10 protein-coding genes are annotated in these 11,154 nt (G+C 54.3%); 7 read left to right on the top strand and 3 right to left on the bottom strand.

Annotation, left to right across the window (positions count from 1 at the left end; all coding sequences use genetic code 11):
* Positions 1–37 precede the first annotated feature (37 nt).
* Positions 38–553, top strand: coding sequence for an adenine phosphoribosyltransferase (locus C2U68_RS16735; RefSeq protein WP_140913612.1), 516 nt, complete (start codon positions 38–40; stop codon positions 551–553).
* 39 nt (positions 554–592) lie between these two features.
* Here C2U68_RS16735 and C2U68_RS16730 read toward each other — a convergent pair whose 3' ends face one another.
* The 3 genes from C2U68_RS16730 to hpnH are packed head-to-tail and all read right to left on the bottom strand — an operon-like array spanning position 593 to position 3,372.
* The gene (locus C2U68_RS16730) at positions 593–1,606 is read right to left on the bottom strand and encodes a VacJ family lipoprotein (RefSeq protein ID WP_140913611.1); all 1,014 of its coding nucleotides are present in this window, start codon (positions 1,604–1,606) and stop codon (positions 593–595) included.
* Positions 1,607–1,626: 20 nt separating this feature from the next.
* The gene (locus C2U68_RS16725; protein WP_140913610.1) at positions 1,627–2,232 is read right to left on the bottom strand and encodes an ABC transporter substrate-binding protein; all 606 of its coding nucleotides are present in this window, start codon (positions 2,230–2,232) and stop codon (positions 1,627–1,629) included.
* Between the two features lie 36 nt (positions 2,233–2,268).
* A complete protein-coding gene (gene hpnH / locus C2U68_RS16720) occupies positions 2,269–3,372 on the bottom strand; it encodes an adenosyl-hopene transferase HpnH (protein WP_140913609.1) in 1,104 nt (367 codons plus the stop codon).
* A gap of 435 nt (positions 3,373–3,807) precedes the next feature.
* On the opposite strand from hpnH, the gene C2U68_RS16715 reads away from it, so the two are divergent.
* From C2U68_RS16715 to C2U68_RS16690, 6 genes are all read left to right on the top strand, one after another.
* Positions 3,808–4,899, top strand: coding sequence for a phytoene/squalene synthase family protein (locus tag C2U68_RS16715; RefSeq protein ID WP_140913608.1), 1,092 nt, complete (start codon positions 3,808–3,810; stop codon positions 4,897–4,899).
* A gap of 9 nt (positions 4,900–4,908) precedes the next feature.
* Positions 4,909–6,867 (top strand): squalene--hopene cyclase, encoded by a 1,959-nt coding sequence (shc, locus tag C2U68_RS16710; RefSeq protein WP_140913607.1) that lies wholly within the window; start codon positions 4,909–4,911, stop codon positions 6,865–6,867.
* A 1-nt stretch (position 6,868) separates the two neighbouring features.
* Positions 6,869–7,570 carry a phosphorylase gene (locus C2U68_RS16705; RefSeq protein WP_140913606.1) on the top strand — a complete coding sequence of 234 codons (702 nt, stop codon included), beginning with the start codon at positions 6,869–6,871 and terminating at the stop codon, positions 7,568–7,570.
* A gap of 62 nt (positions 7,571–7,632) precedes the next feature.
* Positions 7,633–9,018 carry an aspartate aminotransferase family protein gene (locus tag C2U68_RS16700; protein ID WP_140913605.1) on the top strand — a complete coding sequence of 462 codons (1,386 nt, stop codon included), beginning with the start codon at positions 7,633–7,635 and terminating at the stop codon, positions 9,016–9,018.
* 10 nt (positions 9,019–9,028) lie between these two features.
* Positions 9,029–9,388: a copper resistance protein CopC gene (locus C2U68_RS16695; protein WP_140913604.1), complete on the top strand. Its 360-nt coding sequence runs from the start codon at positions 9,029–9,031 to the stop codon at positions 9,386–9,388.
* Between the two features lie 6 nt (positions 9,389–9,394).
* Positions 9,395–11,026: a copper resistance D family protein gene (locus C2U68_RS16690; RefSeq protein WP_140913603.1), complete on the top strand. Its 1,632-nt coding sequence runs from the start codon at positions 9,395–9,397 to the stop codon at positions 11,024–11,026.
* The last annotated feature ends 128 nt before the right edge of the window (positions 11,027–11,154 follow it).

The raw sequence follows: 11,154 nt of genomic DNA, 5'->3' as shown, positions 1-11,154 counted from the left end.
AGATCGAAGCTTTTTGCGCATAATCACGAGGTGATAAATGGACCGTTTACGCAATAAAATCCGCGATATTCCTGATTTCCCCAAGCCCGGCATTATCTTTAAAGACATTACGCCACTGGTCAAAGACCCGGCCACGTTGCGTTTGTCGGTCCACCAATTGCTGCATCCGTTCTTAGGCCGCGACATTACTGCGGTGGCCGGCATGGAGGCCAGAGGCTTCATTTTCGGCGCCTTAGTCGCCTGGGAGCTGGGCATTCCATTCGTACCGCTACGCAAACCCGGCAAACTGCCTTACGACGTGCAAAGCGTGTCTTACGACCTGGAATACGGCTCGGCCGAACTGGAAGTCCATATCGACGCCGTCGACAGCGACGACAAAGTGCTATTGATCGACGACTTGCTGGCTACCGGCGGCACAGCCAAAGCCAGTTGCGAATTGATAGAAAAGCTGGGGGCCGAAGTCGTTGCCTGCGCTTTCGTCGTGGAATTAGATTTTTTGGCGGGACGGGAAAAACTGGCGGGCTACGAAGTGCATTCCCTGTTGCACTACTGATTTAGACTAAAAGACGCCTCCGTGCGTCTCTAAACTAAATCAACGGCGTTTACGCCGCATTTTTTTTTTACTGCTGAATTCATCCATCTTCGCAGAGGCCTGCTCGAACTGAGCCTCGGCCTTTTCGAAAGACTGCGACATATTCTCGAACGCGTCAGATTTTGCCGCGTTGCCATCGATAGCAGGATTCAAACTGGATTGAGGACCTAGCGAACCGCTTCCGGCCGGTCGCTTCGGCTTGTCGACCGCCTTTGCCGGCTTTGCCGAACTCGTTTCGTCCTCTATCGCCGAATCGACATCGATATCGTAAGTTTCGGCGGAGTGCTTACCGTCGTTAACCAGATTCTGCCGGTATTGCAAAAACGATTCGCGGGTAAACACGTAAGGATCCAACGCCGCCTCGTCGATGAAATTTAATGCGCCTTCGGCATTGGCCCTGTCGTTAATCCCCTCGACAATACCAGTGCCCGGCAGGTAAGTACTCGGGTTTGCCGCCCGATCGAGAATGCTGGCCGAACCGTCGCGAATTGTGGTCGGGCCTAAAATCGGCAGCACCAAATAAGCTCCCTGATCGACCCCCCATACCGCCAGAGTCTGACCGAAATCCTCAACATTGCTTTGCATGCCCAAATCACTGGCAACATCGAACAACCCCAACAAACCGATAGTCGAGTTGGTCAAAAACCGGCCAGTATCGGACGCTCCCTGACTAACCTTACCTTGCAGGAAGTCATTCAAAACGACGTTGATACCCTTCAAATTGGTGAAAAAATTAGTCACGCCGGTTTCCATGAAATCCGGAGTAATGAATTTGTAACCGTCGGCTACCGGTTTAAGCAAATACTTATCCAGGCCCATGTTGAAACCATACATCGATCGGTTGAAACCCTCGTAAGGATCGACCGAATTGGTTTTGGACTCGGCAATATTGGTGGTTCCTAGATCTTTTGGTTCCGTACTCGCGCAACCGCCGACCGATAAAGCACCGGAAAACAGCACGGCCCACATCAAGCCGGCTTGGCTTTTACCTTGATAACAGGGGTTAAAAAACATCACTCACAATTCCTGGCAAACTATTGTTTCGCGTAACTTTCAATTTTTTCGTTGATTTTGGCAATCAAAGCATCGAAACCTTCCCGACTCAAAACACTGGTATATTCCGACCTTTTCAATGCCAAATCGCTGACACCATCCGCTATTATATTGATAATTCGCCAACCATCGTCCTTTTTCTTCATCATGTAGTCGAATTTGACGTCTTTCTCGCCGGGAATCAATAAATTGGTATGGATTACCACGCCGCCGCGGCCAGTCTCTTCCTCAGAAACGAAATTAAACGATTCCCCGGAAAAATCTTTGAAATTATGCGCATACGCGGAAACGCTGAGCCGGCTGAACACTGTTTCCAATTTTTCCTGTTGCTCTGGAGTCAACTCCTCCCACTGCTTACCGACCACAATACGAGCGATTTTTGGCAAATCGTGACTTTTCTTAACCAGTACGTCCAATTTGTCATAACGGCCGTTGAAGCCCAAGGTTTTGCCTTGCTTCATTATGCCCAGCAATTCGTTTTGAAACTCGTCGACCACCTGTCTCGCAGTCTGCTCTTCCGCCGTCGCCAACGGAGAGAACATTAGAAACACAAGCAAGCCCAGTACGGAATACATTCTGTTGAACATAACGCTTATCGAAACCTCATATTTAGAGCGACTATTTTAAGACTCGACTTTGACCGGAATTTCCGAAATCGAACTTTTTTTGTAATTCATCACGAACTCGGGCTGTTTCTCCGGCAACATTTCCCCCGCAGTTTTCGGCCCGCGAATCTTTGCAAGCAGGGCTTTCAACGGATTAGCCAAGGTATCTTCAACCGCAGTAGCTTCATAACCGCAATGCGCCATGCAGTTAGCACATTTGGGATTCTTCACGGTACCGTATTTCTCCCACGGCGTAGAGTCCAACAGTTCCTGAAACGAGGAAGCATTGCCCTCGTCCGCTAACAAATAGCAAGGTTTTTGCCACCCGAACACATTGCGGGTTGGATTACCCCACGGTGTGCAATCGTAGCTCTGATTGCCGGCCAGAAAATCCAGATAAAGCGAGGAGTGGTTCAGCTTCCACTTTCTGGTCTTGCCGATTTTGAAAATGCCGCGGAATAAGTTTTTAACTTCCAAGCCTTTAATAAAGACGTCTTGACGTGGCGCCCTCTCGTAACTGAAGCCAGGCGCAATCGTTACACCTTCCACGCCAAGTTCCATCGCATAATCCAGAAACTCGGCGACTTCTTCCGGGGTTTCGCCCTGGAACAGTGTGCAGTTGATCGTAACCCGAAACCCCTTGCTGAGAGCCAATTTGATCGCCTCTACCGCGATATCGAATACACCGTCCTGACAGACCGATGCATCGTGACGGTTTTTCAAGCCATCCAGATGCACAGAGAATGTCAGGTAAGGCGACGGCTTGTAATCGTTGATGCGCTTTCTCAACAACAATGCGTTGGTGCACAAATAGACGAATTTCTTTCTGGCGACGATGCCTTCGACGATTTGCGGCATTTCCTTGTGAATCAATGGTTCCCCGCCCGGAATAGAAACCATCGGCGCACCGCATTCATCCACTGCATCCAGACACTCTTGCACAGACAAGCGCTTATCCAAAATGTCGTCCGGATAGTCAATCTTACCGCAACCGGCACAAGCCAGATTACATCTGAACAAAGGCTCCAGCATCAAAACCAAAGGGTACTTTTTGACTCCTTTAATTTTTTGCTTGATCAGATAACTACCCACAGCCAATTGCTGACGTAAAGGAACACTCACGGCATTATTCTCCAAAAACTTTCAAGACTTTCAGCTACGACGCTGTTACAAAAAAACAACAGCATTCGAGCCATTACTATCGGGAGCGCGCCCAAACCAACGACCACCAAGCCAGAGAAACAAGCGGACGCACAACTAGATGTGGTAAGAATACTACTTTTTTATACCTTGCTCCAGTCGAAATACGCAAAAAACAACAACCTACTTGGGAAGCACTTTGCAAAACCACAACCATCACAGATTCAACCCCCGCCGCCTGCAAACCTAGCCCTACAAAATATGTCTTATAAATCATAACGAAAGCGCACCAAACAAGAACCAAAACCCCAAACAGCAATATCAATCTCAGCAAATTTGCCTTAAAGCAACATCGCTTTGCAAAACCCCAACAAACAGTCTATCATTGCCGCTACCGATAGTTAGACTAAAAAGTAAATGAACGGATTTCACCCCCCCATCGATAACCCGGAATTGCTGAAACAGCTATCCGACCAAGAACTTCAAGCCGTGCTGCTTGAAGGCGTATCGCGTACGTTTGCGCTGACCATTCCGCAGTTGCCGAACACGCTCTATCCGGCCGTGGCCAATGCTTATCTACTCTGTAGAATCGTCGACACTATCGAAGACGAAGTTTCCCTTAGCCCAGCACAAAAAAAGGGCTTCTGCGACCGTTTTATTGACATCGTTAAGACCGGCCGCGGTGCTGAGGCGTTTGCCGCCGAATTGGCTCCGCTGCTGTCCGCACAAACCATTCCGGCCGAACACAGCCTGATCCGGCTGATCCCCCGCGTCATCGCCATCACCCACAGCCTCTCGACCCCGCAAATAGATGCGTTGGCGTGCTGTGTGGAAACCATGGCCGGCGGCATGCCGGTTTACCAGGCCCTCGACCTGCACGCCGGTCTGAAAACCATGAAAGACATGGATGACTATTGCTACTACGTGGCCGGCTGTGTTGGCGAAATGCTGGCAAAACTGTTCTGCCACTACTCGCCGGAAATCGATCAGCATCGGCCGGAACTGCTGAAGCTATCGGTCTCGTTCGGCCAAGGCTTGCAAATGACCAACATCCTGAAAGACATCTGGGACGACGCCAAACGCGGCGTGTGCTGGCTGCCGCAGGACATATTCGATGAAACCGGCTTCGATTTGGCCGATCTGACGCCGACCACCAACGACGAACGCTTCCGCAAGGGCCTGGAACGCCTGATCGGTATCGCCCACGGCCATTTGCAAAACGCATTGACCTACACCCAACTGTTGCCCAGCCACGAAACCGGCATCCGCAACTTCTGCCTGTGGGCGCTGGGCATGGCGGTGTTGACCTTAAAGAAGATCAAACAGCACCTGGACTTCAACGAATCCAATCAGGTCAAGATCAGTCGCAACAGCGTCAAGGCCACGATTATCGCCAGCAAATTATCGGCACGCAGCAACTGGCTGCTGTCACTGCTTTTCAATCTCACCAGCAGCGGCTTAAAAACCCCTGACTGGCAGTATTCACCCGTATCTCACACTGGACCATAAGGAATCGCCATGTTTACTGAAGCCCCTGTAGAGACCAGCAATCACGACTTTTCCCAACACAGCTCGGCGGCTGCCATCAGCCCGGGCAAAATTCAAGCCGCGATCGACCGAGCGCAGGCGAAACTGCTCGGCTTGCAAAATCCGGCCGGCTATTGGGTGTTCGAACTCGAAGCCGACTGCACCATTCCGTCCGAATACATCATGATGATGCATTACCTGGACGACATTAACGAAGAACTCCAAGCCAAGATCGCAGTTTATCTGCGTAGCCGGCAAAATCCGGATGGCAGCTATCCGCTATTCACCGGCGGCCAGGGCGACATCAGTTGCAGCGTCAAGGTGTATTACGCCTTGAAAATGGCCGGCGATCCGATCGACGCGCCGCATATGGTGCAACTGCGCAACTGGATCCTGAGCCAAGGCGGCGCGGCGCGCGCCAACGTCTTCACCCGCATCGCGCTGGCGACATTCGAACAACTGCCTTGGCGCGGCGTACCCTACATCCCGGTCGAAATCATGCTGCTGCCCAAGTGGTTTCCGTTCCACTTGGACAAAGTGTCTTATTGGTCGCGCACCGTGATGGTACCGCTGTTCATCCTGTGCACACTGAAAGCCAAAGCCAAGAATCCGCATAATGTCGACATTCTGGAATTGTTCGTCGTGCATCCGGACGAAGAAAAGCATTATTTTCCCGAGCGTACTTTGTTGAATAAATGCTTTCTGGCGCTGGACCAACTGGGCCGCGTGACCGAACCGTTGATTCCGCAGAGCATGCGCAAACGCGCAATCGACAAGGCCTTGACTTGGTTTACCGAGCGTTTGAACGGCGAAGACGGCTTGGGCGGCATCTTTCCGGCCATGGTCAACGCCTACGAGGCCATGCTGCTGCTCGGTATGCCGCACGACCATCCGAATGTCGCAATCGCCCGCAAATCGATCGACAAACTGTTGGTGATCAAGGAAGACGAAGCGTATTGCCAGCCTTGCCTGTCCCCGGTCTGGGATACTGCCCTGGCCAGCATGGCGCTGATCGAAGCCGACAAGCGCGGTAACGCACCGCAACTGGCAAAAGCCAACGACTGGCTGAAAAGCGTGCAACTGTCCGACGAACCGGGCGACTGGCGCGTCAGCAAACCCGATTTGGCCGGCGGCGGCTGGGCATTCCAATTCGCCAACCCGCATTATCCCGATGTCGACGATACCGCAATCGTCGGTTTCGCGATGGCCGAATCCGAGCAAGACGGTTTGGACGAATCCATCCACCGCGCTACCCGCTGGATCGTCGGCATGCAATCCAAAAACGGCGGTTACGGGGCGTTCGATGTCGACAACACCTATTACTATCTGAACGAAATTCCGTTCGCCGACCACGGCGCCCTGCTCGACCCGCCAACCGTCGACGTCAGCGCCCGCTGCGCGATGCTGATGGCCCGCGTCGCCAAAGGCCACGACGAATACCGCCCGGCTCTGCAACGCACCATCGAATATATCCGTAGCGAACAGGAAGCCGACGGCTCCTGGTTCGGCCGCTGGGGCACCAACTACATTTACGGCACCTGGTCCGCTTTGTTGGGTCTGGAGCAAACCGACGTACCGAAAACCGACCCGATGTACGTTAAAGCCGCCGCATGGCTGAAAAGCGTGCAGCGCGAGGACGGAGGCTGGGGCGAAGACAATCTGAGCTACCACGACGACCGGAAGTACCGTGGCCGCTACCACTTCAGTACCGCCTTTCAAACCGCCTGGGCGGTGTTGGGCCTGATTGCTGCCGGCGAAGTCCACAGCAAAGAAGTCAAAACCGGCATCGAGTTTTTGTTGCGCAGCCAGCAAGCCGACGGCGTATGGAACGACCCCTGCTTTACCGCACCGGGTTTCCCGCGCGTGTTCTATTTGAAATACCACGGCTACGACAAATTCTTCCCGTTGTGGGCGTTAGCCAGATACCGTAACGAATTGAGCAAACACTAACGTGAGTTGCGGAATCGTCGTTGCGCTGCCGGAGGAACTTGCGACCCTGACTAACCGCAAATTGGCGCGGGGCGAATGTTTCAGTCTCAGCAACGACGTGCTGGTCGCCTACGCCGGCGCCGGGCCGCACAACGCCGCCGAAGCAGCCAGATTGTTGATCGCCAAGGGTGCCGACCGGTTGATCAGCTGGGGCTGCGCCGCCGCGCTGGCGCCGGAATTGCGGCCGGGGCAATTGGTGATCGCCGACCGGATCTTTTTCGACCAGCAGATTTACGAAGCCGACAAATGCTGGTCGGATAAGGTGAGTAGCCGGCTCGGCGAAAAACTCGCTGTCGGCAACGGCAAACTGGTCACCGAAACCCGCATCGTGGCGCTAAGCGAAGACAAGCAAGCCATCCACCGCAACACCGGCGCCATGGCGCTGGACATGGAGAGCGGCGCGATTGCCAAGGTCGCCAGCCAGTCCAATCTGCCGTGTTTGGTGTTGCGCGCCATCGCCGACCCAGTAGCGCTGGACTTACCGCCAGCCGTGTCCCGGGCCATGAACGAACAGGGGCAGGTCGAGCTGGGCAAGCTGCTGCGCCATCTGGCGCTACACCCCTGGGAAGTGCCGGCACTGGTCAAGCTTGGCCTGCATTTTCACGCCGCAGAAAAAACCCTGAAAACCATCGCCAGGCATTTAAACGAAATCGCCATTTATTAGCAAAATCAGCGTTGCCGGCGCCGAGATCCAGCGCCAGCCGACGCACCACCACGAGGTATTACATGTCCTTTAGCATTGCCGATCTTTTTACTCAGCACTTCGGGGAAAAATTCGAACTGCACGAGCAATATCTCAACAACCAGATGGTACGGGTGCTGCGCACTATCGGTTACGACCGCAACTACAAGCGGGCGATCGGCCAATACCTCTACGACGAAGACGGCAACGAATACCTGGATTTGCTTAGCGGTTTCGGCGTGTTCGCGATGGGCCGCAACCATCCCACCATCGTCAGCGCCTTGCAGGAAACCCTGACCATGGAATTGCCGAATCTGGTGCAAATGGATGTGTCGCTGTTGAGCGGCTTGCTGGCCAAGGAAATCCTGGCTACCTGCCCGGATAATCTGGAAAAAATGTTCTTCTGCAATTCCGGTACCGAAGCCGTGGAAGCGGCGATCAAATTCGCCCGCTACACCACCAAACGCTCTCGGATTCTGCATTGCGAACACAGTTACCACGGCCTGACGATGGGCTCGCTGTCGCTGACCGGCGAGCACATTTTCCGCGAAGGCTTCGGCCCGCTGCTACCGGATACAGGTTCGGTGCCGTTCAACGATCTCGAAGCCCTGGAAAATGCGCTGAGCAGCAAGGACGTAGCCGCGTTCATCGTCGAACCGATTCAAGGCAAGGGCGTCAACGTCCCTGATGATAATTACCTGCCGGAAGTCGAGCGCCTGTGTAAAAAATACGGCACCCTGTTCGTCGCCGACGAAATCCAGACCGGCATCGGCCGTACCGGCAAGTTCTGGGCCATCGAACACTGGGGCGTCAAACCCGACATGATATTAATGGCCAAAGCCCTGTCCGGCGGCTTCGTCCCGGTCGGCGGCGTGGCGATGACCAGCAAAATCATGGACACCGTGTTCAACCGGATGGACCGCGCCGTGGTGCACGGCTCCACCTTCTCCAAAAACAACATGGCGATGGCGGCCGGTTTAGCCGCACTGCATGTGGTCCATCAGGAAAAACTGGTCGAAAACAGCGCCAAAATCGGCAATGACATCATCGCCGCCGTCAACGCGATGGTGCCGAAATACGAGTTCCTGAAAGAAGCTCGCGGCAAAGGCTCGATGATCGCCATTGAATTTCACGCTCCCAAGAGCCTCGGTCTGAAAGCCGCTTGGGCGATGCTGGAAGCCGCCAACAAAGGCCTGTTCTGCCAAATGATCTTGATTCCGCTGTTCAAGGAACACCGGGTGCTGGCGCAAGTCGCCGGCCACGGCATGAACGTGGTCAAATTCCTGCCGCCGCTAATCCTGACCGAGAAAGACCGCGACTGGATCGTTAACTCGGTGGAAAAAACCATCGCCGATACTCACAACGTCACCGGTTCGATCTGGACTCTGGGCAAAAACCTGGCCGGCCACGCTTTGAAAAACAAAAAATAAGGAGATCAGCATGCGTTTTCTACCCAGGATTTTATTGGCTTTGACTCTGGCCGCGAGTCAAACCGCCTTCGGCCATGCCGTAGTCACCCACAATTCGCTGAAACTGAAACCGGTGCCGGTCAATCAGGCCAGCCAAGTCGAGTTGTCGTTCAACTCCAAAGTCGAGCTGGATTTGTCCGAAGTGTTTCTGGTCAGCGCCGGCGACGTGATGACCTCCATCAGCGCTTCTCCCGGTGCCAAACCCGGCCAGGTATTGCTGGATTTACCAGCCCTGGCCCCGGGCGAATACGCCATCAAATTAAAAATTTTTGCCGCGGACGGTCATCTGAGCGAGGACTTGCTGCGCTTTTTCGTCAAAGAACCCAAATAACCGGATATGGAAGGTATAGCTAATTATCTCGACTCGCTGATCGGCGGCGTCGATCTGACGTTTTACTCGATCGCCATCGGCGGTTTGCTGTGGGGTCTATTCGTCCTGCGGCCGTGGGATGAAAATGCCAACTACAACAGCGCCTTGCTGCAGAAAACTGTCAACCTGATCCATTTCGGCAGCAAGGCATTGGTTATCACCCAGCTGTCGAAAATCGGCCTGAAAATCTGGTTAATGGCCGTGACATTGGGCAAATCGCCGTTTCCGGCTTTTTTCCATACCGTGCAATTCAACGCCGGCCTGGCACGCGCCACCTTTGCGTTCGCCTTGTACCTGTTCATCAAACAAGCGTTAAAAGCCAATCTGCGCTCAAAAACCCATTGGCTCGTGGCCACGGCGATCGTGATCCCGTTGGTGATGGCCGCGGCCTGGCTGGTGCACGGCGCCAGTCGCCTGGAAGACCGCGGTCTGCTGATGACGCTGACCGTCAGCCATCAGATTGCCGCCGCAGCTTGGGTTGGCGGCATTTTCCAAATTCTGGCGCTGTGGGGCCTGAAAAAACAAAATGCGATCGCCGAAGAACTGTGGCCTTTACTGCTCAAGCGCTTCTCGACCGTCGGCTTCGTCGCCGTTGCTCTATTGCTGGTAACCGGTACACCGCTTGCGTGGTACTACATCCGTACCTTCCAAGGCTTCATCGGCGCCGGTTACGGCAACCTGTTGATGGTCAAAATCATGATGATGGGCCTGGCCTTGGGTTTTGCCTGGATCAACCGCCAAGCGGTGGAAGAGTATTTTGCCAGCCGCAGCCTCTACGCGCTGACCGTGCGCGTCCCATACTACATTGAAGCGGAAACCCTGATTCTGCTGACCATTCTGTTCACGGCGGCCAGTTTGGCTTCGCAGCCGCCGTCGGTCGACATTCCGCACCTGACCGCGACTTGGGAAGAAGTGTTGAACATGTTCCATCCGCGGGTTCCGCGTTGGGAATCGCCGACCCACGAAGCGCTGATCGCCGGCGAAGCCGGCCGAACCGCCATCGTCGGCCAGATTCCGTCGGAAGCCGCCACCGCCTGGTCGGATTACAACCACAATATCTCGGGCATCTTCCTGACCGTGATGAGTTTCTTCGCGATGTTGTCGTATTCGGAGCGTTTTCACCGTTGGACGCGTTATTGGCCGATCGGCTTCATGGGCCTCGGCATCTTTCTGTTCTTCCGTTCCGACGCCGAGAGCTGGCCGTTGGGTCCGATCGGTTTTTGGGACAGTACCTTCAACAACGGCGAAATTCTGCAGCACCGGATTGCCACCTTCCTGGTATTCATGCTGGGCTTGTACGAGACCCGCGCCCGGGTCAAAGCCGACCCCGGCATTCTGCCCTATTTGTTCCCGCTGATGTCGGCCTTCGGCGGCATGATGCTGTTGGCACACTCGCACGTCGGCTTCGAGGCCAAAACCGCGTTCCTGATCCAAGTCGGCCATACCTTGATGGGCGTGTTTGCGCTGATTCTGGCTTGCGGCCGCTGGCTGGAACTCAAGCTGGACGCCCCCGGCAAGAACATTGCCGGCTTTATCTCGGTTTTCGCCTTGTTCCAAATCGGCGTGATTCTGATGTTCTACCGCGAACCCCTGTACTGATATGAAACAGACTCAAGAATTTCCTCTGCTGAACACCATCGCCGGCCCGACCGACATCCGTGCCCTGAAGAAAGAGCAACTGCCGCAGTTGGCCGATGAGGTGCGTTCTTATTTGACGCACACGGTCA

The organism is Methylomonas koyamae, assembly GCF_006483455.1.
Taxonomy (GTDB): Bacteria; Pseudomonadota; Gammaproteobacteria; order Methylococcales; family Methylomonadaceae; genus Methylomonas; species Methylomonas koyamae_B.
Note: the sequence above shows the minus strand (reverse complement) of the source record. Positions and strands in the feature narration are given on the sequence as shown.